Source organism: Polynucleobacter sp. HIN8, from assembly GCF_030297615.1.
GTDB lineage: Bacteria > Pseudomonadota > Gammaproteobacteria > Burkholderiales > Burkholderiaceae > Polynucleobacter.
In genome coordinates, this window is the sequence record NZ_AP028139.1 from 170,312 (window position 1) to 195,188 (window position 24,877).

At 45.7% G+C, this 24,877-nt stretch carries 23 protein-coding genes, 1 tRNA gene and 1 pseudogene; 12 read left to right on the top strand and 13 right to left on the bottom strand.

The window, feature by feature from the left end:
- Nucleotides 1-33: 33 nt before the first annotated feature.
- The 5 genes from coaE to QUE65_RS00955 are packed head-to-tail and all read right to left on the bottom strand — an operon-like array spanning nucleotide 34 to nucleotide 4,574.
- Nucleotides 34-675, bottom strand: a complete 642-nt coding sequence (gene coaE / locus QUE65_RS00935) for a dephospho-CoA kinase (protein WP_286281245.1) — start codon at nucleotides 673-675, stop codon at nucleotides 34-36.
- Complete coding sequence (locus QUE65_RS00940; protein WP_286281247.1) at nucleotides 642-1,121, bottom strand: prepilin peptidase; 480 nt, start codon at nucleotides 1,119-1,121, stop codon at nucleotides 642-644. Before QUE65_RS00940 ends, coaE begins: the two co-directional genes overlap by 34 nt.
- Nucleotides 1,121-2,176, bottom strand: a complete 1,056-nt coding sequence (locus QUE65_RS00945) for a type II secretion system F family protein (RefSeq protein ID WP_286281249.1) — start codon at nucleotides 2,174-2,176, stop codon at nucleotides 1,121-1,123. Before QUE65_RS00945 ends, QUE65_RS00940 begins: the two co-directional genes overlap by 1 nt.
- A complete protein-coding gene (locus QUE65_RS00950) occupies nucleotides 2,176-3,276 on the bottom strand; it encodes a GspE/PulE family protein (protein WP_286281250.1) in 1,101 nt (366 codons plus the stop codon). The genes QUE65_RS00945 and QUE65_RS00950 overlap by 1 nt, the downstream gene beginning before the upstream one ends.
- Nucleotides 3,273-4,574 (bottom strand): HlyC/CorC family transporter, encoded by a 1,302-nt coding sequence (locus QUE65_RS00955; RefSeq protein WP_286281251.1) that lies wholly within the window; start codon nucleotides 4,572-4,574, stop codon nucleotides 3,273-3,275. Before QUE65_RS00955 ends, QUE65_RS00950 begins: the two co-directional genes overlap by 4 nt.
- Nucleotides 4,575-4,671: 97 nt before the next feature.
- Here QUE65_RS00955 and QUE65_RS00960 point away from each other — a divergent pair, with 97 nt between their 5' ends.
- Complete coding sequence (locus QUE65_RS00960; protein WP_286281252.1) at nucleotides 4,672-5,169, top strand: methylated-DNA--[protein]-cysteine S-methyltransferase; 498 nt, start codon at nucleotides 4,672-4,674, stop codon at nucleotides 5,167-5,169.
- A 2-nt stretch (nucleotides 5,170-5,171) separates the two neighbouring features.
- Here the strand turns inward: QUE65_RS00960 and QUE65_RS00965 are convergent, their stop codons facing one another.
- Together QUE65_RS00965 and QUE65_RS00970 are read right to left on the bottom strand one after the other, a co-directional pair.
- Nucleotides 5,172-6,122: a squalene/phytoene synthase family protein gene (locus QUE65_RS00965; RefSeq protein WP_286281253.1), complete on the bottom strand. Its 951-nt coding sequence runs from the start codon at nucleotides 6,120-6,122 to the stop codon at nucleotides 5,172-5,174.
- Between the two features lie 32 nt (nucleotides 6,123-6,154).
- Nucleotides 6,155-7,594, bottom strand: a complete 1,440-nt coding sequence (locus tag QUE65_RS00970; RefSeq protein ID WP_286281255.1) for a high affinity choline transporter 1 — start codon at nucleotides 7,592-7,594, stop codon at nucleotides 6,155-6,157.
- Between the two features lie 376 nt (nucleotides 7,595-7,970).
- Between QUE65_RS00970 and QUE65_RS00975 the strand changes: the two genes are divergently transcribed.
- On the top strand, nucleotides 7,971-8,990 hold the full coding sequence (locus tag QUE65_RS00975; RefSeq protein WP_215371127.1) for a 2-dehydropantoate 2-reductase: 1,020 nt from the start codon (nucleotides 7,971-7,973) through the stop codon (nucleotides 8,988-8,990).
- Between the two features lie 4 nt (nucleotides 8,991-8,994).
- Here the strand turns inward: QUE65_RS00975 and QUE65_RS00980 are convergent, their stop codons facing one another.
- Nucleotides 8,995-9,762, bottom strand: a complete 768-nt coding sequence (locus QUE65_RS00980; protein WP_286281259.1) for a fumarylacetoacetate hydrolase family protein — start codon at nucleotides 9,760-9,762, stop codon at nucleotides 8,995-8,997.
- Between the two features lie 64 nt (nucleotides 9,763-9,826).
- Here QUE65_RS00980 and QUE65_RS00985 point away from each other — a divergent pair, with 64 nt between their 5' ends.
- The gene (locus QUE65_RS00985; RefSeq protein ID WP_286281261.1) at nucleotides 9,827-10,753 is read left to right on the top strand and encodes a reductase; all 927 of its coding nucleotides are present in this window, start codon (nucleotides 9,827-9,829) and stop codon (nucleotides 10,751-10,753) included.
- Here QUE65_RS00985 and QUE65_RS00990 read toward each other — a convergent pair.
- A tRNA-Pro gene (locus QUE65_RS00990) sits at nucleotides 10,754-10,830 on the bottom strand.
- 10 nt (nucleotides 10,831-10,840) lie between these two features.
- Entirely contained in the window at nucleotides 10,841-11,845 is a 1,005-nt protein-coding gene (locus tag QUE65_RS00995) for a polyprenyl synthetase family protein (protein WP_286281262.1), read from the bottom strand.
- A 126-nt stretch (nucleotides 11,846-11,971) separates the two neighbouring features.
- On the opposite strand from QUE65_RS00995, the gene rplU reads away from it, so the two are divergent.
- From rplU to proB, 4 genes and pseudogenes are all read left to right on the top strand, one after another.
- Nucleotides 11,972-12,283, top strand: coding sequence for a 50S ribosomal protein L21 (rplU, locus tag QUE65_RS01000; RefSeq protein WP_286281265.1), 312 nt, complete (start codon nucleotides 11,972-11,974; stop codon nucleotides 12,281-12,283).
- A 14-nt stretch (nucleotides 12,284-12,297) separates the two neighbouring features.
- Entirely contained in the window at nucleotides 12,298-12,558 is a 261-nt protein-coding gene (rpmA, locus tag QUE65_RS01005; protein WP_215371140.1) for a 50S ribosomal protein L27, read from the top strand.
- A 76-nt stretch (nucleotides 12,559-12,634) separates the two neighbouring features.
- On the top strand, nucleotides 12,635-13,702 hold the full coding sequence (cgtA, locus tag QUE65_RS01010; protein WP_286281267.1) for an Obg family GTPase CgtA: 1,068 nt from the start codon (nucleotides 12,635-12,637) through the stop codon (nucleotides 13,700-13,702).
- Nucleotides 13,703-13,707: 5 nt separating this feature from the next.
- Nucleotides 13,708-14,484: pseudogene (proB, locus tag QUE65_RS01015) on the top strand (glutamate 5-kinase); the annotation flags it as partial.
- Nucleotides 14,485-14,496: 12 nt separating this feature from the next.
- Here proB and QUE65_RS01020 read toward each other — a convergent pair.
- Both QUE65_RS01020 and QUE65_RS01025 read right to left on the bottom strand, forming a co-directional pair.
- Nucleotides 14,497-15,060, bottom strand: coding sequence for a CNP1-like family protein (locus tag QUE65_RS01020; protein ID WP_286281269.1), 564 nt, complete (start codon nucleotides 15,058-15,060; stop codon nucleotides 14,497-14,499).
- The gene (locus QUE65_RS01025; protein WP_215371149.1) at nucleotides 15,057-15,602 is read right to left on the bottom strand and encodes an RNA pyrophosphohydrolase; all 546 of its coding nucleotides are present in this window, start codon (nucleotides 15,600-15,602) and stop codon (nucleotides 15,057-15,059) included. The genes QUE65_RS01020 and QUE65_RS01025 overlap by 4 nt, the downstream gene beginning before the upstream one ends.
- Nucleotides 15,603-15,665: 63 nt before the next feature.
- Between QUE65_RS01025 and QUE65_RS01030 the strand changes: the two genes are divergently transcribed.
- Entirely contained in the window at nucleotides 15,666-17,408 is a 1,743-nt protein-coding gene (locus QUE65_RS01030) for a proline--tRNA ligase (RefSeq protein WP_286281270.1), read from the top strand.
- A 3-nt stretch (nucleotides 17,409-17,411) separates the two neighbouring features.
- Here the strand turns inward: QUE65_RS01030 and ffh are convergent, their stop codons facing one another.
- Nucleotides 17,412-18,794: a signal recognition particle protein gene (gene ffh, locus QUE65_RS01035; RefSeq protein WP_286281271.1), complete on the bottom strand. Its 1,383-nt coding sequence runs from the start codon at nucleotides 18,792-18,794 to the stop codon at nucleotides 17,412-17,414.
- A gap of 20 nt (nucleotides 18,795-18,814) precedes the next feature.
- On the opposite strand from ffh, the gene QUE65_RS01040 reads away from it, so the two are divergent.
- The 4 genes from QUE65_RS01040 to QUE65_RS01055 all read left to right on the top strand — a co-directional run bounded on the left by QUE65_RS01040 (nucleotide 18,815) and on the right by QUE65_RS01055 (nucleotide 24,857).
- The gene (locus QUE65_RS01040) at nucleotides 18,815-19,660 is read left to right on the top strand and encodes a cytochrome C assembly family protein (RefSeq protein ID WP_215371156.1); all 846 of its coding nucleotides are present in this window, start codon (nucleotides 18,815-18,817) and stop codon (nucleotides 19,658-19,660) included.
- A 2-nt stretch (nucleotides 19,661-19,662) separates the two neighbouring features.
- Complete coding sequence (ampD, locus tag QUE65_RS01045) at nucleotides 19,663-20,457, top strand: 1,6-anhydro-N-acetylmuramyl-L-alanine amidase AmpD (protein WP_286281274.1); 795 nt, start codon at nucleotides 19,663-19,665, stop codon at nucleotides 20,455-20,457.
- Nucleotides 20,458-20,722: 265 nt separating this feature from the next.
- Nucleotides 20,723-23,629 carry a ribonucleoside-diphosphate reductase subunit alpha gene (locus QUE65_RS01050; protein WP_458574772.1) on the top strand — a complete coding sequence of 969 codons (2,907 nt, stop codon included), beginning with the start codon at nucleotides 20,723-20,725 and terminating at the stop codon, nucleotides 23,627-23,629.
- Between the two features lie 43 nt (nucleotides 23,630-23,672).
- The gene (locus QUE65_RS01055) at nucleotides 23,673-24,857 is read left to right on the top strand and encodes a ribonucleotide-diphosphate reductase subunit beta (RefSeq protein ID WP_215371161.1); all 1,185 of its coding nucleotides are present in this window, start codon (nucleotides 23,673-23,675) and stop codon (nucleotides 24,855-24,857) included.
- The last annotated feature ends 20 nt before the right edge of the window (nucleotides 24,858-24,877 follow it).

A 24,877-nucleotide genomic window follows, 5' to 3' on the forward strand; every position in this document is an offset into this window, starting at 1 on the left:
GGGTTTTATTTTATTCCGACCACAGCCAAAAAACTATAAATCCAGCATTTTTTGATGAAGGCGGTCGACTTCAATCTCTAGGCTCGCCAGATCCCCCTGGTTATGAATCACGGTATCCGCAATTGCCAGCCGCTCGGCTCGGCTGGCTTGATGGGTCATGATGGCCAATACGTCTTGCCGGTTCAACTGGCTTCGCCCCATTACCCGCTGAACTTGGAGCTCTTCCTCGCAATCAACCACCGCTATATGGTCAAGGTTCTCGATCCAAGTCCCAGACTCTAGGAGAAGTGGGACCACAAACACCAAATAGGGTGCATGATTATTTAAGCCATTTTCAGCCTGGATCAGGGTTTCCTGTCGAATTAGGGGGTGCGTAATAGCCTCTAGAATTCGTTTGAATTCGGCATTGCTAAATACGTATTCACGCATTTTTGCTCGATTTAGGGATCCATCGGGAAGGATGAACTCTGACCCAAACTCCTTTTTGATCGGATCAATCGCCATACCCCCGGGAGCAGTTATTTGGTGGGCGATTTGATCAGTATCAATCACCCATGCACCTCGCTTCGATAGATAGGAGGCAACACTCGATTTGCCTGAGCCAATTCCCCCGGTCAGTCCTAAAAATGGAACTTTTCCTTTTAAATCAAGGAGTGAACGAGTGGACTTGACCATAGTATTTGTATGATGCCAGCAAATGCCAAAAAAGGACCAAAGGGAAAGGGATGGCTTGGTGGTAATTTTTGATACTTTAGCCAGAGTAGCCCCCCAATGGTGCCGCTTAAAGCGGCTAGGGCCAATATCCATAGAGCACTATGGATTCCCAACCATGCCCCAAGAGCGGCCAAAAGTTTTGCATCTCCCATTCCTAGACCATGCTGTGAGCGGATTCGTTTGTAGAGTTGATTAATGATCCATAGAAGGGAGTAGCCAAAAATGGCACCAAGCCAAGCCAAATAGGCATCGCACCAGGCGAGCGGTGAAAAAGAATTAAAGATGAGACCAAAGACAATCATGGGGTAAGTGAATCGATTGGGGATTAAAAATCGATGAAAATCGACCCATGCTAAATAAAGGAGCGTTAGGATGAGACAAATTCGAAGGATGAAGTCAACCCACATCAGATAATTCTGCCTAATGAAAAAATCGGGAGGTATAGTGTCATCAGCAATCCTGCTACTAAAAGGCCAAGAAAAATAATAAACAGTGGCTCTAAACTTTGGCTAAGGATAGCTAACCGATGCTCTAAGAGATTTTCAATCGAACGAGACCGATTGAGCAACATTGCATTGAGCATACCGGTTCTAGCACCGATTTCAAGCAATTGAATGGTTTCAGGATCAAAAAATCGACCAATAGGATCGGCACGTCTCATCGCGAGCCCTAGATCTAAGCCCAACGATAGTTGCTTAAATAGGTTGGCACTCAAATCATGACTTAACCAATGATTTGATGATTGTGCACAAATACGAATGGAATCCAAAAGACTTAGACCGGATTGAAGTAAGTGGGCAATGTTTTGACACCATGTAATTTGATGCGATAGTCGTATGAATTCTCCAAAAATCGGAATTTGAAAGCAATATCGATCACACCACTTTTGAAATCGAATTGATTTTCTCCAAAGGAATAGAGTACTAGTACATAGGATGAATATCGAGCTTAAAATAATTACCGCATGATCATTCAAGTTTTTTGATAGTCCAATCAATAGTTGTGTGCTCATCGGCAATTCAGCATGAAAATGATGAAAGATGTCTTCAAAGCTAGGTATAACCAATAACAGCATAGTGACGACCATCATCATCGCAGCTACAAAAGTAATCGCAGGGTAGGTTAGCGCTTGCTTCATTTTCTGTTTCAGCGATTCCTTAGCAAGTAACTGTTGATGAATTAAGGAAAGTGATTGTTCTAAGGCCCCTGTCTTTTCTCCAATCGCTATTAGGCCAATGCAAATCGGACTGAACCATTTGCCCTCTTTAGAAAGACTAGTTGCTAAGCTATTACCACGCTTGAGCCCTTCAATCGTATGCGATAGAAATGATCTCCATTGAATAGGGGAGCATTGCTCTAAAAGATGGAGGGCTTCAAGGAGTGGTACGCCAGCCTGTAAAATACTATGGAGGCGATAAGTGAAATTGATTTGATCACGAAGCGATAGAGAGCGCCAAATCATCACGGAAGCTCATCAATTAAAACTGATTGGTCAATCAACCCTTGATTCAATAAGGCGTCAGCCGCTTGTCGCATTGAACGAAACCCTTCTTCGCCTGCAATGATGCCCAGATCTGTTGATGACACACATTTTTCGATCGCAGTCATCAGTTTGGGGGTAAAAGGAAGCACCTCATGAATCGCAAAACGACCCATTGACGAGTCACGATAACGAATTAAGCGCTGCGAGCTAATCAAGAGAATATTTTGGGCGATAGCATGGGGTTCGATACCGAAGTACCTAAGCCGCTCAATGCATGAGAGCGCTTGATGTGTATGAATAGTACTTAGAACTAAATGGCCTGTTTGTGCAGCACTTATGGCAAGTTTTGCCGTTTCTGAGTCACGAATCTCGCCAATCATCATTACATCAGGATCTTGACGCAAGAGCGCTCGAATGATGGCATTAAAATGAAGCCCAGCTTTTGGATGGTACGCAATTTGGTTTACTCCTTGAAGACGAATTTCAATTGGATCTTCAATGCTACAAAGATTGAGATGGGGTTGATTTAAAAAATTAAGAAAGCTGTACAGTGTGCGTGTTTTTCCGCTACCCGTAGGACCGCATACCAGAATCAAGCCATGGCGCCGATTCAAACACTTTTTGACAATACCCAGTTGATGATCAGTTAAGCCGATATGGTTAATATCCAATTCAGCATTCGTTGTTTTGAGAAGTCGAATGACTGCTTTTTCTCCAAATAGAGTAGGCATGGTTGAGACCCGACAATCAATTTTGCGCCCTATAGAATCGCCGACAGTGATTGCAAGACGACCGTCTTGTGGTAAGCGCTGTTCGGCAATATCAAGCTTCGCCAGAATTTTGATGCGAGTAATTAGACGAATGTGATCAGTTTTTGAATATGCCTTGAAAAGGCATAGGTCACCATGGATACGAAAACGTACGATGCAAGAATTCTGTTGTGCTTCAATATGAATATCGCTTGCATCTTTAATAACGGCAGATGAAGCAATTTCATGCCACAAACGAATGATATGAAAATCAGATGCTTCGAGTGGTTTGCGTAATGAATTCTGAGTGATAGACCCGGTATGAATCAAGAGTCTAATCGACTTCGATCTTCAGGCCCTGGTTTATGAAGCCTAACTGTTTTAATCCCTTGATCATCAAATTGAATAATCTCCATCACTACGCCTGCAACCTTGACACTAAGATCATGATCGGGTATTTCTTCAAGCTCTTCAAGTATCAATCCATTCAATGTACGAGGCCCATCAACGGGGAGCTGTAATCCCAGTAACCGATTGAGATCGCGCAAATTTGCACTACCATTTGCTAGATAGGATCCATCACTTGACCATTGATCATGAGTCAACATACCCGGAAAAGAGGTAGTGAACTCACCAATTAACTCTTCAACAATATCTTCAAACGTTAATAACCCCTGAACGCTCCCATACTCATCAACGACTAAACTTAAACGTTGACGATTTTCCTGAAAAAATTGCATCTGCTGCATTACTGGAGTACCCTCAGGAATAAAGTAGGGCTCATTTAGAAGTTCTCGAAAGTCGCTGTGACTGAGTTCTTCGTTTCCTAGCAAGGAAAGCGCTTTTTTAACTGAGAGAATCCCAATAATTCTTTCTGGATCCCCCTCGCATACGGGTAATTTGTTGTGATAGCAGGTCTCAAGTTGCCCAATGACTTCATCAATAGGCCGTGATAAATCCAATATCTCCATCTTGGCTCGAGGCGTCATCACATCATCAACCGAGATATTTTCAAGGTTAAATAGATTGAGCAAGATACTACGGTGCTGATTTGAAATAAAGTGACTTGACTCAAGAACTAGACTCCTGAGTTCTTCCGTGCTCATGGTTTGTAAGGCCGTTTCCTTTCGGTTTAAGCCCATGAGGCCCATTAAGCCAGAAACAAAAGAGTTCACCAGCCACAGCAATGGTTTAAGCAAAATCGTTAGCGGATAAATTACCCAACCGATATTGGCGGAGATTTTTTCAGCAAAAGCAGCACCAATGACTTTCGGTGTAATTTCACTAAAGATGATGATTAAAAATGCAATGGTTAGGGTGGCTATCGACAAAACTAGGCCATTGGTACCAAACAAATGAAGTGCAATACCCGTTACTAAAATGGGCAAAATAGTATTGATTAGATTATTAGCAATCAATAGAACCGATAAAAGCGTATCAATACGCTTAAGGAGTTTTTGGGTGATGGCAGCACCAGCATGACCACCATTTGCCATCGCTCGTAAGCGGTGTCGATTACTTGCTACCATACTGGTTTCGGCCATCGAGAAAAATCCAGACAAGGCAAGTAAAAAGACCACCAGAGCGGCTTGAGCCCAAAGGGGCCAAGAATCAAAAAAAGAATCCATCTACACTTTCAAGAAAAGCACAGATAAGCAATATAGCAAATACTGATTATTTAGACTATCAGGGTAAATTGATTTAGGTGTCAGAAAGGGGGAATTTTTGCAGTCAACTTTGAAGAGTCATGTTGAGTATTGCTTGATACGTGCCCCGTTTGGGGGATTGGGTATTCGCACAGAAATGATTGATGAGTCCTTAATGATTACTCAAGTTCAATACTTGAGTCATTTGGATCAACCCAGTCGACCTCTGAACGAATTAGCAAAAAACGCAAAAGAGCAAATTGAGAGTTACTTCGATAATCCTAATTCACGTTTTGACTTACCAATAAAAAATCAAGGTAGTGTTTTTCAGCAAAATGTTTGGGCAAAGATTGAATCCATTCCAGTCGGAAAAACCATGACCTATGGAGAGCTAGCTAATCAGATCAAGTCTGCCCCAAGAGCTGTTGGGGGCGCTTGCGCCTCGAACCACTACCCACTGATTATTCCATGCCACCGCGTCCTATCAAAATCAGGTATTGGCGGTTTTATGGGCGAGGCTAAGGGACCTTATCTAAGAATTAAACAATGGTTGTTAAAGCACGAACATGCAATTTAGGACTACGCTTTTAGCGATCTAGCTTGGACTCTAAAAAAGATGTCTAATAGCCAATCACTGTGAACCGCAAATTTAGTAAAAAGATAAAAACGACTTACCTGCGATCGAGTCAATTTTGCTTCAATTGATCTATAGCCATGATGACGTAGTGCAATTTGTTTTAGCGTTAGTACTGCTAAGCCAAAGGCAAGAAAACAAAAGCGACGGATTCCGAGCTCTGATTTCGGAATGCAGTGAATGTAATGAAGGGCATCTTCAAGTTTTTGGTGGGCAATCACGAGTAAATCCGTATCACTAACACCAATTGGTTTCCATGAAACCCCACGTTCTCGATCCTCTGGGGAGTCTTTGAGAATATTGGTCATTTGTAAGGCTTGACCAAAAGAAATCGATAAGTATTCTCGTTGGGCAATGGCCTTGGAAAAATTAGGGGAGTGTAGTGCAAATACAGTAGTTAGCATTTCACCAACAACTCCAGCAACGACATAGCAGTACTTTTCAAATTCGGCTAAATTTTCCAGGCCGAGAGGATTTTGTAGGGTATGAAAATAGCTCATACCGTCAGACATTATTTGTATGCAACGAGCGACGGCTTGGCGCTGTTGCACATCGCAAGTTTCTAGTACGCGAAGTACCCGTGGGATATTTTGGATTAAATCTTTTTCACTTTGATTGTTGTGCCCTGATAAAGCAATGGCACACTGCTCAGTAAATTGCTTGGGATTTTGCTCACCTAGAACCGTTTTTACAAAGCTCGCGGATAGATCTTGTTTAGTTATTGCATCGATACCAGGCGCATCCTCAATTGTATCTACGATACGACAGAGTAAGTAGGTATTGCCAACTACTTTCTCAAGATTTGGGGGTAATAATGGAATGGTGAGCGCAAATGTTCTAGATACCGACTCCAGAATTGAGCGTTGATAAAGCTCATCAGCAGATAAAACAGGCATGCGCAGTTTGGCTTTCGAAGAGAATTAACTAATTAATGCCGGACTTTGTTTGGATGGTTTGATTTATCCTCTGGAAGCCGAGGTGCGATGAAGCTGCCAAGAACCATACCAACTGCACTAGCTAACAAACCAATTAATTGGGGCTCAACCGGTTCCTCGATACCCATGAATTCAAGCAAGATCCACATCATTAGGCCAAAAGTAATTGCTAGCAAGGCTCCTAGATCACTCGCTCTCTTCCAAAATAATCCAGCAACCAAGGGTACAAATGCACCAGCAAGTGTAATGCGGTAAGCATTCTCAACCATCGTGTGAATTTTAGTTTCAGTAGCAATTGCATAGTAGGTCACAATACTGGTAAAGACAAATACAGTGATGCGCGTTGCCCATAAAAATTGCTTATCTGTCATGTAAGGATAAAACCCTTTTAAGATGTTTTCAGTAAAAGTGACTGAAGGTGCAAGCAGAGTGCCAGATGCGGTGCTCATAATGACCGATATGAGTGCTCCAAAGAAAACAACCTGCATAAAAAATGGCATATGGTCGAGGATCAGAGTTGGTAAAATCATTTGCGAGTCGCTGGCAAGAAATTTTTCAACCATTTGTGGATCAATGATATTGGCGGTGTAAGCCAAGAAAAGTGGAACACTAGCAAAAAAGAAATAGGCAACACCACCCAAAGTGGTTGCCCAGATCGCAATCGATTCATTTTTGGCCGCGTTGACTCGTTGGAAAACATCTTGCTGGGGAATCGAGCCTAGTGCAATCGTGAGCAAGGCTGCAATCCAGCTGAGCATATCAATTGGGTCCAGGCTTGGTAAGAAATTAAATTTTCCTTCCGCACTGGCCTTAGCAATAACACTCGCAACACCGCCTGCTTGATCCGCAGCATTACTTGCCACAAGCAAAAGTCCGATCACAATCACAATCATTTGTACAAATGTTGTGAGCGCTACAGACCACATGCCGCCAAACAGGGTGTAGATCAAAACTACACCGGCCCCAATGAGCATGCCATCGCTCATTGAAACTAAACCGTTTGAAAGGACATTAAAGGTAAGACCTAATGCTGAAATTTGAGCCGATACCCAGCCAAGGTAGGACACAATAATGCAAATGGAAATTAATAATTCAGTTTGGCGGTTGTAGCGAAATCGAAAATAGTCACCAAGGGTGATGAGATTCATTCGGTACAACGGTTTTGCAAATACCAGTCCAAACAGAATTAAGCAGACCGATGCCCCAAGAGGGTCTGAAATGAGTCCCCTGAATCCCTCTTCCAGAAAGGTTGCAGAAATGCCAAGAACAGTCTCTGCTCCAAACCAGGTTGCAAAAACCATTGCCAGAACAAAGGCCATGGGCAAATTTCGTCCAGCAGTAATGTAGTCTCTGGCATTGTGTACTTTTGTTGCGCCGTATAAACCAATCGCAATTGAAATGCCGAGATAAGCAATTACCAACCAAAGCAGCATCGAACCGTCCTCTTTTGACAAAATAGATTGATCATCGGAGGGTTTTTAGACCACCCCATTAAGGCCCATCTAGTAGCAAGACCTGATTATAGGCGGGGATCATCCTGTCATCATGAAACCAAAAATGGGGCCTAAGGTATTGAAACCTATCAAAATCTGCTGTTCTAGGGTAATTCCATTTCATTAGTAATTCACTAAAAATACCAGTAGCGTTTAAGTCTTATAAAAGAGTAGACCTTTTTTCTTGAGAGAAGCTTACTTAAAGTGAAAAATAATTTTATGGATGAATTGAGACCCGCGAAGTGTTGTGGAAAATCCAAATAGCCCTAAAAAATATCGTACTATTGCCAATAATCTTATTTAAATTGGAGTGTTTATGAAAATCTGTGTGATTGGCGGCGGCGGCGCAATTGGCGGTTATCTGGCGGTAATGCTAGCAAATTCTGGCAACGAGGTAACCGTGATGGCGCGTGGGGCTACCCTGAGAGCCATTGAAGAGCGTGGACTTGCATTAATAAGCGATGAGCATCCTGAGCCGATCATTGCAAAAGTTAAAGCTGTTGAAAATTTACGCGGTTTGCCAAAACAAGATGTCATTATTTTGGCAGTGAAGGCTCATCAAGTGGAGCCCGTCATTGATGATTTGGTTGCCGCACTTGGACCCGATACCATTTTGATCCCAATGCAAAACGGAATTCCATGGTGGTATTTTCAGAAGCTCAATAGCAAGTACAAAGATCATCCGGTCGATACCGTTGATCCAGGCGGTGTTGTGATGCGTGCCATTAGCCCGGACAATATTATTGGTTGCGTTGTTTATCCGGCCACCATTACGCAAGGACCTGGGGTCATTCGACATGTCGAGGGAGTGCGTTTTCCCCTCGGAGAGCTCGATGGTAAATCGACAGATCGTATTCAGAAGATTTCTGATGTGATGGGTGCCGCAGGCTTTAAATCGCCCATCTTGGATGATATTCGTGCCGAGATTTGGCTAAAGCTTTGGGGTAATCTCACATTTAATCCAATTAGCGCCTTAACTCACGGTACTTTAGAGGGAATTTGCCGTTACCCTCTCACTAAAGAGTTGGCTCGCAATATGATGGCTGAAGCGCAAGCGATTGCTGAAAAACTTGGGGTGACGTTTCGAGTCGATATTGAGCGCCGCATTGCTGGAGCTGAAAAAGTGGGTAAACATAAAACCTCCATGTTGCAAGATTTGGAGGCTGGTCGCTCATTAGAGATCGATGCTTTGCTGGGCTCCGTAATTGAGTTGGGTGGAATTACTGGAACCCCAACTCCCTGCCTTAATACTGTTTATGCATTGACTAAGTACTTAGATCAAAACGTACAGGATTCTAAGGGGAATCTTATCTTGCCCGTAGCCGCCGGGTATTAATTAATTATTCAAAGCGATTATCAAGACGCCCAACGCCATCGATCACGATACTGACCTGACTGCCTGGTTTCATGGAGCCAACGCCCACGGAGGTTCCACAGGCAATCACATCGCCTGGCATAAGGGTCATGTCTTGTGAAATTAAGCTGACTAGTTGAGAGGGTGTAAAAACGGTATCACTCATCGGATAGTTTTGACGCTCTTGGTCATTAAGAATCGTTTTGATCGACAAGCCCATAGGATCGACATTGGTGGTAATGGTTGGTCCAAATACGCCGAAAGTATCAAAGCTCTTTGAACGACTCCATTGCGCGTAGCCTGGGTTTCGATTCAGAATCTCGACAGCAGTCACGTCATTGACACAGGTATAGCCAAAAATGTATTGAGCGGCATCTGCGACGCTAACCCCATGGCATTTTGTCCCAATCACAATTCCAAGCTCACCCTCATAAATAACCTTACCCGCATAGGATTTTGGGACCTGTATGACTTGACCGGCGGCTAAATAAGAATTACTTGCCTTTAGGAAGTACAAAGGTTCATCCGGAACGGTATGTTCAAGCTTGGTTACCAAGGCATGAAAGTTATCTACCAGGGCAATAAATTTACTGGGAACGCATGGTGTTTCAATCGTTACATCCTGAACTTTGAGGTGTTCACCACTTGCCTTAGGGTTAGCAAATAAGTCGCCCGTATGGACAGCAATTTGATCACCCTGTAATTGTCCAAACCCAATATTGCCTTGATGAGTGTAGCGTAGCCACTGAGCCATAGTATCTTTCTCCTGTATTTATGATTACTATGATCTTATCAATTACCACAGAGCTACTCTAAAAATGTCAGAACTGTCGTTTGCACCCGAATTTGACAGCGCAATTCCATACATGCAACGGACACGCTCTTATTACCTGGCACTCGGTTATGACAACCCGTATGTTTGGGCACATTACAACAATGTGCCATTTACCCCTTTACGAAAGCCGTTGCGAGCATCAACGTTGGCTTTAATTACAACTGCGGTTCCATATGACCCCTCAAAAGGAGATCAAGGTCCTGGAGCCCCTTATAACGCACAAGCGAAGTTTTATGAGCCTTACGCAATGATTACGCTTGGTGACCCTGATTTGAGGATTGCGCATGTTGGAATCGATCGACAGCACGCCAATTTATCCGAGATGGCTTGCTGGTTCCCTCTTAAGGCAGCGAGACAAGCAGTTTTGGATCAGCGAATTGCCAAGCTTGCACCTCGATTTTACGGTTTGCCAACGAATCGCAGCCAACGGCATACCCTAGAAAATGATGCCCCAAGGATTTTGGAAATGTGTCAAACCGATGGGGTTGATGTTGCGATGTTGATTCCAAATTGCCCAATTTGCCATCAGAGCATGTCGTTACTGGCGCGTTATTTGGAAAATGCTGGCCTCTCAACCGTGATTGTTGGAGCCGCAAAAGATATTGTTGAATATTGTGGAGTCCCACGTTTTGTATTTAATGATTTTCCTTTAGGCAATGCAGCGGCAAAACCTCAAGACCCGCAATCGCAATCCATCATTTTTAACTTAGCTCTTGATGTGTTAGAAATTGCCCCAGGTCCTCGAACGACAGTTCAAAGTACCCTGCGCTGGAGTGTTGATCCCCGTTGGAAACTCGACTATATGAATATCGAACGTTTGGCAAAGCACGAAATTGAAGCCTTACGAGCTGAAGCCGAGAGAGCGCGGCTTACTGCAAAAGAAATTCGGCTAAATACAGTTGGGAGTTAGTGGTCGGAATGAGAGGATTCGAACCTCCGACCCCCTCGTCCCGAACGAGGTGCGCTACCAGGCTGCGCTACATTCCGTATTTCTATTTTATCCCTGACGAATTAGCGAGTACTCGCATAGAGCTCGCAATGAATCGCTGGCTGGGTTTTGTGGAAAATCTTTAATCGTGTTCAGGGCCAGGTGCACCTCGCGCCTCGCGGCATCTTGGGTGTATTCAAGGGCGCCTGAAGAGTGAATACCTTGTAGGATTTGGTCAAATACGTCATCGGGCAGCTCCTCGTTTTGGGAGATTGCTTCCCGAGCAAGCAATTGTTGATCAGCACTACCTTTTTCCATTAAGAAGATGAGCGGCAGAGTCGGCTTACCTTCACGTAAGTCATCACCCACATTCTTGCCCATTTCATTGGGATCGGCGGTGTAGTCTAGGAGATCGTCCATGAGTTGGAAGGCGGTACCAATATGTCGTCCAAAAGCTGCTGCGAGTTCTCGCTGAATGTCGCTTGCTTGAGAAATTAACGCACCGAGCTCAGCAGATGCCTCAAATAATTTTGCTGTTTTATAGCGAATGACCTGGAGGTAGCTCGATTCATCCACCTCGGGATCATTCATATTTAATAGTTGCAAGACCTCACCCTCTGCAATGGTGTTCGTAGCATCGGAAAGGATTTGCATCACCCGAATATCATTAGGGGCAACCATCATCTGGAAGGCGCGGGAATATAAAAAATCACCCACGAGAACACTTGCAGCATTTCCGAAGGCGGCGTTAGCGGTTTGCTTACCTCGACGCATCGTTGACTCATCCACAACATCATCGTGGAGTAGGGTGGCGGTATGGATAAATTCAACCACTGCTGCCAGCTCTAGAGCATGAGGAGTTTCCTTACCGTCAGCCAAGGCCTTGGCCATTAATAGAAGGAGTGCAGGACGAACCCGTTTTCCACCAGATTGAATGATGTATGACGAGATTTGGTCAATCAGAACCACCTCAGAGGCTAGTCGACGGCGAATAACCTCATCTAAAGCCTTTAAATCAGGGCTAATGGGGGCCAAAATTTGCCCTAAGTGATTGTTTTTGACAGTGTTATTCATCCAAGATATAATACTTGGCTCAGCTTATGGTCGCGGATTTTCTATAAGTCACCGATTTTTAAGGAAATCATGCCGCCAAATAAGTTGATTTGCAATTATTTGTAGTTCTTTTTGAGAGGTTTAACCATGTACGCGGTCATAAAAACCGGTGGCAAACAGTATAAAGTTGCTGCTGGCGAAAAATTGAAAATAGAACAGATACCAGCGGACATCGGCAGCGACATTACTCTTGACCAAGTTCTCGCCGTAGGCGAGGGCACATCGCTTAAAGTAGGCGATCCTTTGGTTAATGGTGCCGCTGTGATGGCTACTGTAGTCTCCCAGGGACGTCACGATAAAGTGAGAATCTTTAAGATGCGACGTCGTAAGCATTATCAAAAACATCAGGGCCATCGTCAGAATTACACAGAAATTCTGATTAAGTCGATCAAGGCCTGAGTTAGGAGAGAAAGATGGCACAGAAAAAAGGCGGCGGCTCAACACGCAACGGTCGCGATTCCGAATCAAAACGCCTAGGCGTTAAAGTTTATGGTGGTCAAGCAATCAATGCTGGCGGAATTATTGTTCGTCAGCGTGGTACTAAAGTTCATCCTGGCGTCAATGTTGGCATGGGCAAGGACCACACATTATTTGCCTTGATTGATGGGCAAGTCGAGTTTGGAGTTAAAGGCGCAATGAAGAAAGCGCAAGTTTCAGTATTGCCTCGTTCATAAGCGGCCTGACTGAGATTTCTTTAAACTAAGTTAATCAACAGAAACAGGCCTCGCAAATTGCGAGGCCTTTTTATTTATGAAATTCATAGACGAAGCCAAAATTGAAGTGATTGCCGGCAATGGTGGTGCTGGTAGTGCCTCAATGCGTCGCGAGAAATTTATTGAGTTTGGCGGCCCTGACGGTGGTGATGGTGGTCGCGGCGGAAGTGTGTATGCAATTGCCGATCGAAACATTAATACACTGATTGATTATCGGTATTCCAAAACCCATACCGCTAAAAATGGCGAGCCCGGACGAGGTGCGGATTGTTATGGTCGTGCCGGAGATGACATCGAGTTGCGGATGCCGGTTGGAACTATTATTGCGGATTTAGAGACCAACGAGTTAATTGCCGACTTAACTAAACATGGCGAGCGAATTTGCCTTGCTCAAGGTGGGGTTGGAGGTTGGGGCAATATTCATTTCAAAAGTAGTACCAACCGTGCTCCACGTCAGAAGACCAATGGCAAGCCAGGTGAGCGCCGCAAGTTAAAGTTAGAATTAAAAGTTTTAGCCGATGTGGGTTTATTGGGAATGCCCAATGCTGGAAAATCAACCCTCATTACCGCAGTATCGAATGCCCGTCCAAAGATAGCTGATTATCCGTTTACAACCTTGCATCCCAATTTGGGGGTGGTGCGCGTTGGCAATGAGCGGAGCTTTGTGATTGCAGACATACCTGGTTTGATTGAAGGAGCTGCCGAGGGTGCTGGGCTTGGTCATCGGTTTTTAAGGCATCTGCAACGAACTGGCGTGCTGTTGCATCTTGTTGATATTGCCCCTTTTGATGAGAATGTTGATGTGGTCGCTGACGCTAAGGCGATTGTCAATGAGCTTCGTAAATACGATGAAGCCCTCTATCAAAAGCCAAGATGGCTTGTTTTGAATAAGATCGATATGCTGCAACCCGAGGAGCGAGAGCGCATCATTGCCGATTTCTTAAAGCGCTTTAAATGGAAAGGCCCCGTATTTGAGGTCTCAGCCCTTACGGGTGAAGGTTGCGATCGCCTGTGTTATGGAATTCAAGACTATTTAGATGGGCTTCGTAAAGATCGTGACCTAGAGGAAGAGCGCGCTGAGGACCCCCGTTTTTTAGACGAGTAATCACGATGAAAAGAACGATTTCAGAATCAAAACGAATTGTTGTGAAGGTTGGATCGACCTTGGTGACCAATAATGGCGCTGGATTAGATCGAAATGCAATTGCTACATGGGCAGAGCAGGTATCCACTTTACTAAAGCAAGGCTGCCAGGTATTGATGGTGAGTTCCGGAGCGATTGCCGAGGGAATGCAGCGCTTGGCCTGGACTCAGCGTCCACAAGAAATTCATCAGCTCCAAGCAGCAGCAGCGGTTGGTCAGATGGGCTTGGTTCAGGTTTACGAATCGTGCTTCGCTAAATTTGGTGTGCATACTGCGCAGGTTTTATTGACCAATGCTGACTTAGCCAATGAGGAGCGCAATGCAAATGCGAAGGCAACCTTGCAAACGCTGTTGTCTTTAGGCGTTGTTCCGATCATTAATGAGAACGATACGGTTGTCACCGATGAAATTAAATTTGGGGATAACGATAGCTTAGCAGCGCTTGTCGTTAATTTAGTTCACGCCGATGCTTTGGTAATTTTGACCGATCAAGGCGGGCTATATACCGCCGATCCTCGGAGAGATACTTCTGCCACGATGGTTGATTTTGCAATTGCGGGCGACCCCACTTTGGAGCGTATGGCTGGCGGTGCTGGTAGTGATTTAGGCAAAGGCGGAATGCTGACTAAAGTACTGGCAGCAAAAACGGCGGTAGGAACCGGTGCCAGTACCGTCATTGCTTCGGGTCGAGAACCCAATATCCTCGTGCGCCTTTATCAAGGCGAATCTATTGGAACGTTACTCAGTAAATCCTGATTAGCGAATGGTTGGTAATTCTTCTTCAGTCCCCACCGGTGCAATGATTCCGAGAAAATTCTTCGGGTCAAGTGACTTCACTACTTTGGCATAACTTTTTTCTTGGGATGCTAGATTACAAAAAGCACCCTGAGCTAAGGCTGCCTGATATCGATTTGGCACATTATCTTTAATGGCCAACCAACTCCCCAATGGATTGGCTCGCCATTGTTGATTGGTTTCAAGGGTTCCATACAGGCGCCACTGAAAGGTGTCGCACCGAATTCCTTCAAAGTACGCATTTTGACCGCCAGAGGGATTCGTAATAACAACAATGTATCGGGTCACCCCATCATTCCCAATCTTGATGGATTCGGTATCGACCGCAAACTTGAAAATTGTGGTTTGCGAGACAGAAAAAGGCACCAAATATTTTTTATTCGGCGGATTGAGAGGCATGAGGGTATTACCCTCTTTGAAAACCGTTGGCGCATAAGGGTCGGTACCATCCGCTAAAGGATCAGAGAAGCAGGCGCTTAATACCAACGTGAATGAAGCAAAAAGTAGCAGCCAGGATTTATTCATGATGAATGTGAGGCATGCAATGGCGCCCCCCAGACTAATTGCTGCATTTGGTTGGTGGTGGCGATAAACCGGGCAAGTTCGGAGAGCGCCAGTTGATATACCTCGCGCTTGAAATCAATCACGGTATCAAGTTCAATCCAATAGGGATGCCAACGCCAGGCATCAAATTCAGGGTGACCAGTGGCTCGAAGCTGAATTTCGTGATCCTGACCTAGCATTCTGAGTAAGAACCAAATTTGTTTTTGTCCCTTATAGGCCACGCGCTGATGACGGTGATTGATTTGGCGTCGCAAAAACTCCTCAGGCACATCGTAGCGAATCCAATCACGGGTTCGTCCAATAATTTCGACATGGTGGGGAAAAAGCCCTACCTCTTCGTGAAGTTCACGATACATCGCTTCTTCGGGACTTTCTCCGTGCGCAATTCCTCCTTGCGGAAATTGCCAGGAGTGTTGTCCAATTCGTTTGCCCCAAAATACTTCGTTACGAGCATTGAGAAGAACGATACCAACATTAGGTCGATAGCCCTCGCGGTCAAGCATAATCGTACCTTTTAGCCCTTAATCTTTAATCCTTTAAAATCAACGATTTGATTATAGTCACTCATGAAAGCTTCACAAACCTTTCTTGCAACCCTGAAAGAGGCTCCAGCGGATGCTGAAATCGTGTCCCATCAATTGATGGTGCGCGCTGGGCTCATTCGTAAATTAAGTGCCGGAATTTATAACTATCTCCCTCTCGGGCTTAAGGTAATTCGAAAGGTTGAGAACATTATTCGAGAAGAAATGAATCGCGCAGGAGCAATCGAGCTTCTGATGCCAGTAGTTCAGCCTGCTGAACTATGGCAAGAGACGGGCCGTTGGGAAAAAATGGGACCCGAGTTATTACGGATTAAAGATCGCCATGAGCGCGATTACCTAATTCAGCCAACCTCCGAAGAAGTCATTACTGATCTTGCTCGTTCGGAGATCAGAAGCTATAAGCAGCTACCAGTCAATTTTTATCAAATCCAGACAAAATTTCGTGATGAGCGCCGCCCTCGTTTTGGGATTATGCGAGGTCGTGAGTTCAGCATGAAAGATGCCTATTCATTCGATCGCGATCAGGCGGGTTTGAAAAAATCCTATGCCCTCATGTTCGATGCCTATGTCCGAATCTTTCAGCGCATGGGCTTACAGTTTCGGGCTGTCGCTGCCGACAATGGTGCGATCGGAGGGTCTGGTAGTCAAGAGTTTCATGTGATTGCCGATACGGGCGAAGATGCGATTGTTTATTGCCCCAATTCGGATTACGCCGCCAACTTAGAAGCCGCTGAATCGGTTGCTCTCATTGCGCAGCGAGCCGCTCCAAAAGAAAGTATGCAAAAAGTGGCAACGCCAGGTCAAAAGCGTTGCGAGGATGTTGCACAATTTCTTAAGATGGATTTGATGCGCACGATCAAATCTTTAGTGTTGGCAGTTGATCAAGAGACCGGACCCGCTAAATTATTCATGGTGTTGCTCAGGGGTGATCATGAGCTCAATGAAATCAAGGTTAATAAAATTGCTGGCTTGGGCGCCTTCCGCTTTGCCACTGATGCGGAAATCCAGGTGGCTTGCGGTTCTCCGGTGGGTTATTTGGGTCCGGTTGGCTTGCCTACTTCAGTCCAAGTGATTGCTGATCGGACTGTCGCAAATATGAGCGATTTTGTATGCGGTGCCAATGCGGAAGGCTTTCACTTGACCGGTGTAAATTGGGGGCGAGATGTACCTGAGCCACTGGTAGCGGATGTTCGTAATGCAGTGCTTGGTGACCCCTCTCCGGATGGCAAAGGTACCGTCGAGATTTGTCGCGGTATTGAGGTAGGCCATGTTTTTCAACTGGGGACCCGTTATTCAGAGGCGATGAAGTGCACCTATCTCGATGAAAACGGCAAAGCTCAAGCCATGGTGATGGGCTGTTACGGAATTGGTGTGACCCGTTTATTGGGCGCTGCGATTGAGCAGGGTCATGACCAGCGCGGGATTATTTGGCCGATTTCCATGGCCCCATTTGAGGTCGTGATTTGTCCTGTGGGCTACGATAAATCCGATGCCGTTCGTGAGGCTGCGAATCATTTACATCAAGAACTTCTTGCTGCTGGCGTGGATGTGGTTTTGGATGATCGCGGTGAGCGTCCTGGCGCCATGTTTGCAGACTGGGAGTTGATCGGAGTTCCTTATCGTGTTGTGATTGGCGAGCGTGGTCTTAAAGAGGGTCAGGTTGAGTTTCAGGGGCGACGTGAAAGTGCCGCTCAATTAATTCCGCTTACCTCAATTGCGCATACCATTACTACTGCAATCCATACTGCAAAAAATAACTTGATTTAAGCCCTACTTTTTGAACAGTCCGCCAAGCCCTTTGGCGGCTCCGCGAGCGGCAAGCGAACCCATCATTTTGGCCATCTTGCCACCTTTCATTTGTTTCATCATCCCTTGCATTTGTTCAAATTGCGCCAAGAGACGATTGACCTCTTGGACCTGAACTCCCGCGCCTGCTGCAATTCGACGCTTACGACTTGCCTTTAATAGTTCGGGTTTGGCACGCTCTTGAGGGGTCATGCTATCTATGATTCCTTGCATGTGTTTCATTTGTTTATCAGCCATTCCTAAGTTGGCTTTGCTAGCCTGTTGTGCGATTTGGCTGGGTAGTTTATCGAGAAGATTAGCCATGCCACCCATGTTTTGCATTTGCTTAATTTGCTCTCGGAAATCACCAAGATCAAAGCCGCCCTTTTGTATTTTTTTGGCAATCTTTTGGGCTTGCTCAACATCGACATTTTGCTGGGCTTGCTCAACCAATGCCAAGATATCGCCCATGCCCAATATGCGATTGGTCATTCGCTCGGCATCAAACGCCTCAAGCCCATCCATCTTTTCTGCAACACCAATAAATTTGATGGGCACCCCGGTGATGTGACGAACCGATAACGCTGCACCCCCGCGGGAATCACCGTCCAGTTTGGTGAGAATGACTCCGCTCAAAGGCAATGCTTCATGAAAAGCCCGTGCCGTATTGATGGCGTCTTGACCGAGCATTGCATCAACCACAAAAAGGGTTTCAATCGGTTTCACACTGGCATGCAATGATTTGATCTCTTGCATCATTTGCTCATCAATGCCTAAACGACCTGCCGTATCAACAATTAAAACATCGTGGTAATGGCGCTTAGCCCAATCAAGAGCGGCATTTGCGATGTCAATGGGTTTTTGATCGGATGAGCTTGGAAAGAAATCGGCTCCAACTTGAGCGCTGACGGTTTTTAATTGTTCGATTGCGGCCGGACGATACACATCGCACGACACCGTTAGAACTTTTTTCTTGAACTTTTCTTGTAAAAATTTGGCAAGTTTAGCTACCGATGTTGTTTTACCTGCTCCTTGCAAGCCAGCCATTAGGATGACCGCAGGGGGTTGAGTGGCTAAATTTAATTTGCCACGGCTTTCCTCATCTCCGCCCATGATGAGGGTTAGCTCGCGTTGTACCACCCCCACCAAAGCTTGACCAGGCGTTAGGCTGCCCACCACATCCTCACCGAGTGCCTTGAACTTGATTTGCTCCATGAGGCTCTTAACAACCGGTAAAGCAACGTCTGCCTCAAGTAAAGCGAGACGAATCTCGCGAAGCATATCCGCGGTATTGCTTTCTGTTAGGCGAGCTTGCCCTCGCATGGTTTTAACCACACGACTTAGGCGATCGGTCAGATTCTCAAGCATTTATCGATTAGACTTTCGAAATGACTATTTTAGGTTACTCGGGATTTGGTTGGCTGCCATCCCTACTTTATCTTCTGCTGATTATTGTTTTGGGCTATCGCGATCAAAAGCGCCCTGAAACCCCGTTTTTTATTGGCTTAGTGCAAATTCTGATTCTGATCGTTTTGATCATTCACGGAATTTTGTTATACGAGTCGATTTTTAACGGCGAGCACTTTGTGTTTGGTTTCGCGCAGGATTTGTCCCTTATGGCTTGGGTGGGGTTGAGTTTTTACTGGATTCAAAGCTTTTTCTTGCCAATTTCAAGCTTACGGTTGATGACCATTAGTATGGCGATGTTTTGTGCAATCTTGCCGGATCTTTTCCCGGGTTCGGTCATTTCTCAGCGCGCAGTATCTGATCCTTGGTTTAAGGCACATTTTATTGTGGCAACCTTTGCGGTAGGCTTTTTTAGCCTAACAGCAATGCTAGCGGTATTAATGAACCTGCAAGATCGTGCTTTGCGTAAGGGCATGGCCAATGGTATGGGCGGCGCCCCAACTTGGATTGAGAGTCTGCCGCCATTATTGACCATGGAGAGCTTTTTGTTTCGCCTCCTCTATGTCGGTTATGTACTTTTAAGTATGACTGTTTTCTCAGGCTTATTTTTCTCGCAAGAGCTGTTTGGTAAACCACTGGTTTTTGACCATAAAACGGTGTTTGCACTCTTATCATGGCTTTTATTTAGTGGTTTGGTGGTTGCGCGCCTACGCGTTGGTTTACGCGGACCAACTGCGGTGCGGTGGGTTCTAGGTGGATTTGTGGCTCTGCTTTTGACTTATGCAGGTACCCGCTTTGTGGCCGAAGTGATTTTGCAGAGAGCCTAATTTTGCTGAAATGGATTTTGCTGGCTTTGGGATTGGGTTTTGCCTATTGGTGGTTCGTGGTTAAGAAAAAGCGAGATCAAGAAAAATCGGCAGAGCCTAAAGTAGCGCCGCCGCCGCTAAAGGCAAAGCGTATGGTCTCTTGTTCCTACTGCGATCTTCACTTGCCCGAAGAGGATGCCATTGCCTGGGATGGTCGCTATTACTGCTGCGTCGATCATCGCGATAGTCTTAGTCAGAAGGGTTGGTGGGGCAAAGCGCAATGGCGGGCTTCCCCAAACTTTGATGAGCGACCCACCCAAATTGAGCCCGATCTGGTGGTGATCCATCACATTAGTTTGCCGCCCGGTCAATTCGGTCGAGGACACATTATTGATTTTTTTCAAAACAAGCTAGATCCTCGTGCCCACCCTTATTTTGAACAAATTGCGCATCAGAAGGTTTCAAGCCATTTTTTGATTGATCGTGATGGACAATTAGTTCAACTGGTGTCAGTTCATAAGCGGGCTTGGCATGCAGGAGTATCGCAATTTTTTGAGCGGGAGCGCTGCAATGATTTCTCAATCGGTATTGAGCTAGAAGGTGATGGGGAATCGGCTTTTACAAATGAGCAATACACGGCATTGAGCCAACTAATTGCCTTATTGGAGAAAAATTTTCCGGCCATGCGTTTTGCTGGGCATAGCGATATTGCGCCCGATCGTAAGACGGATCCCGGGAAATCATTCGATTGGGCTCGAATACAACGATTGGCAAACCTAAGTCAGGAACAATTGCCCTTTGGGGTCGACTCTCGCTAACTGTTTCTTCATCAGGTAAGCGTACGCTTACATCACCCTTTTTGAAGATTTCATTTCTATCAAAAATAGGGAAATTACTAATAAATTCTGTAAAAAAGGACTTACCTAATATAAAATATTTACCTATACTTAGTATCTAGAACGATTCAAAACCACTACATCTAGTGTTTTTGTTACAAATTTGTCTTTTTTCCAATAAATACATATATATAGCAGGAGCAATATGACCTTCGCCGATCCTCAAGCAGCTGGCCAAGCAGGCACCATGAGTCATGAAGGCGTTAGCCCGGTAGGTAATTTGACCCAAACCCCGTCCGCCAACTATGTGGCGGGTGGCGTAGGTCTTGCTCAAACCACCCAGCTTTCAGACTACAAAATTATTCGTCGCAATGGTTCGGTAGTGGCTTTTGAGCCTTCCAAAATTGCAATTGCTGTCACTAAAGCCTTTTTGGCAGTGAATGGTGGACAGGGCGCCGCCTCAGCAAGAATTCGTGAGCAGGTTGAGCAATTAACCCAGAACGTTGTACGTGCACTATTGCGCAGCCGTCCCAATGGCGGAACGTTTCATATTGAAGATATCCAGGACCAAGTTGAGTTAGCTTTGATGCGTAGCGGTGAGCATAACGTTGCTCGCGCTTATGTTCTTTATCGCGAAAAGCGTAACCAAGAGCGCGCAGCCCAACAAAGTGCTGCCCAAGAACAAGCTACGGACCCAAGCCTGCCTTCCGTTCAAGTGAATGACAACGGTGTTAGCAAACCCCTGAACGTGGCTGCTTTACGCAGTGTGATTGAGGCGGCGTGCGAAGGATTGGGTAACCATATTGATGCTAGCCCCATCATGACCGAGACCATCAAGAATCTTTATGATGGCGTCCCCATGGCTCAGGTCTATGACTCCGCTATTTTGGCGTCCCGTACCTTGATTGAGAAAGATCCTGCTTACAGTCAGGTAACCGCTCGCATATTGATGCATGTGATTCGTAAGGAAATTCTAGGACGCGAGGTCTTGCAAGGCGATATGCAGTCCGAGTATCCGAACTACTTCCCTCAATTTATTCGTAAGGGCATTGAGGCGGAACTCTTAGACCCCCGCCTTTTAGAGTTTGATCTGAGCAAAATCTCGGCAGCCCTTAATGCTGACCGGGATTTGCAATTTAATTATTTAGGCCTCCAGACCCTCTACGATCGTTATTTCTTGCATATCGAAGATCACCGCATTGAAATGCCGCAGGCGTTTTTCATGCGGGTGGCGATGGGCTTGGCTTTAAATGAGCCTGAGCGTGAGCGCCGTGCAATTGAGTTTTATGAAGTTCTCTCAACCTTTGACTTTATGTCGAGTACCCCAACGTTGTTTAATTCAGCAACGTTGCGCTCGCAATTATCGAGTTGCTACCTGACCACGGTGGATGACGACTTAGATGGTATTTATGAGGCACTTAAGGAGAATGCCTTGTTATCTAAATTTGCTGGTGGCTTGGGGAATGACTGGACCAATGTACGTGCATTGGGAAGTCATATCAAGGGGACCAATGGCAAGTCCCAGGGCGTTGTCCCTTTTCTGAAGGTTGTGAACGACACAGCGGTGGCTGTGAATCAGGGCGGTAAGCGCAAAGGCGCAGTCTGCGCTTACTTGGAAACTTGGCACCTGGATATTGAAGAGTTCTTGGAGCTTCGTAAAAATACCGGTGACGATCGTCGCCGTACCCACGACATGAACACGTCCAATTGGATCCCTGATTTGTTTATGAAGCGGGTGATGGAAAACGGGGAATGGACTTTGTTTTCTCCATCCAGCACTCCTGATTTACACGATAAGTATGGCAAAGCTTTTGAGCAAGCTTACATTGCCTATGAGAAACGTGCCGAGGCAGGAGAAATTAAGCCATCGAAGAAAATCCCTGCGGTTCAGTTATGGCGCAAGATGTTAGCGATGCTGTTTGAGACTGGACATCCTTGGATTACGTATAAAGATCCTTGCAATATTCGTAGCCCCCAACAGCATGTGGGTGTGGTTCATTCATCGAATTTGTGTACCGAGATTACCCTCAACACCAATGAGACTGAAATTGCTGTATGTAATTTAGGCTCAGTCAACCTCACCGCCCACATGACCACCGATGCCAATGGTCAGATGGTGCTCGATCACGCTAAGCTGAAGAAAACGATTCAGACTGCGATGCGAATGCTCGATAACGTAATTGACATCAATTACTACGCGGTTGCTAAGGCTCGTAACTCCAATATGAAGCACCGCCCAGTCGGCCTTGGAATTATGGGCTTCCAAGATTGCTTGCACATGCAACGCATTCCGTATGCGAGTGAGGCCGCGGTTAAGTTTGCTGATACATCGATGGAAGCGGTTTGCTACTATGCCTATCAGGCGTCGAGTGAACTTGCCAAAGAACGCGGTACCTACAGTAGTTACCAAGGATCATTGTGGGATCGCGGCATTCTGCCTCAGGATACCCTGAAGATGCTTCAAGAGGAGCGTGGTGGCTATGTCGAGGTAGATCAGTCCAGCACGATGGATTGGAACGCCTTGCGCGCCCAGATCAAGCAACACGGTATGCGCAACTCCAATTGCGTGGCAATTGCTCCAACCGCCACGATTTCCAATATTATTGGCGTCTCCGCCTGCATTGAGCCAACCTTCCAGAACCTCTTTGTGAAATCGAATCTTTCTGGCGAGTTCACCGTGGTAAATGACTACCTGGTGCGGGACTTAAAAGATCGCGGACTTTGGGATGAGGTCATGATCGCTGATTTGAAGTATTTTGATGGCACTCTGTCCAAAATTGATCGCGTTCCCCAAGATTTACGTGATTTATATGCCACCGCCTTTGAGGTTGAGCCAAGCTGGCTGGTTGAGGCTGCTTCACGTCGCCAGAAGTGGATCGATCAAGCGCAATCGCTCAATATCTATATGGCCGGTGCCTCAGGTAAGAAGTTGGATGACACGTATAAGTTGGCTTGGATTCGGGGTTTAAAAACAACGTATTACTTGCGGACGATGGCGGCAACCCATGTTGAGAAATCAACGGTTGCCACTGGCCAACTTAATGCGGTCTCTAGTGGGGCTGCCAGTACTGCCGGTGCGATTGCGGCGGATGGTCCGGTTTGCACTATGCGGCCTGGCGACCCAGGATTTGAAGAATGTGAAGCCTGTCAGTAAGCTTAATTAAAACAATAGAACAAGTACGAACTAGGAGAAGAGTATGTTGAACTGGGATGAAGAAGTGGCACCAGCCCTTGCTAAAGCGGGGTTTGTGCCACCACCCTCGCCGATGGCAGTTCCACCGGTGCAGGTTGCTCCTGTGGCCGATCAGGTCGCGGTTGCTCCTCCGGTGCAAGCTGCTCCAAAACTAACGACTGACGCAACCGAGCGCCGCGTGAACGTTGCCGATAAGCGAGTGATTAATGGTACGACCGACGTCAATCAGTTAGTTCCTTTTAAGTACAAGTGGGCCTGGGAAAAGTATTTGGCTGGCTGCGCGAACCATTGGATGCCCCAAGAAATCAATATGAATCGTGATATTGCGCTCTGGAAAGACCCCAATGGGCTTACTGAAGATGAGCGGCGCATTATTAAGCGTAATTTGGGTTTCTTTGTTACGGCCGATTCCTTAGCTGCAAATAACATCGTATTGGGAACCTATCGTCAGATTACTGCTCCCGAGTGCCGTCAGTATCTATTGCGCCAAGCTTTTGAGGAGGCTATTCACACGCACGCCTACCAATACATTGTCGAGTCTTTGGGTCTGGATCAGGCAGAAATCTTCAATGCCTACCATGAGGTTCCGTCGATTCGGGACAAAGATGAGTTCTTGATTCCGTTCATTGACGTGCTAACCGACCCCGCATTTAAGACTGGCACACTGGAAAATGATCAAAAATTACTGCGTTCACTGATTGTTTTTGCTTGCGTAATGGAAGGTTTGTTCTTTTATGTTGGTTTTACGCAAATCCTCGCAATGGGTCGTCAGAACAAAATGATGGGGGCTGCAGAACAGTATCAATACATCTTGCGCGATGAGTCGATGCATTGCAATTTTGGCATCGATTTAATCAACCAAATTAAGCTGGAGAACCCGCAGTTATGGACTTCCGCGTTCAAAGAAGAGATTCGGAGCATCTTTGAAAAAGCAGTTGAATTGGAGTATCGCTATGCCGAGGATACGATGCCAAGAGGGGTGCTTGGGCTCAATGCTCCGATGTTCAAAAGTTACCTTCGCTTCATCTGTAATCGTCGTTGTATGCAAATAGGACTTGACGCAATGTATCCAAATGAAGAGAATCCTTTTCCATGGATGTCAGAAATGATAGATCTGAAAAAAGAGAGAAACTTTTTTGAGACTAGAGTAATTGAGTATCAAACCGGTGGTGCGCTGAATTGGGAGTAACAAAAAGCTAGACCAGCGCT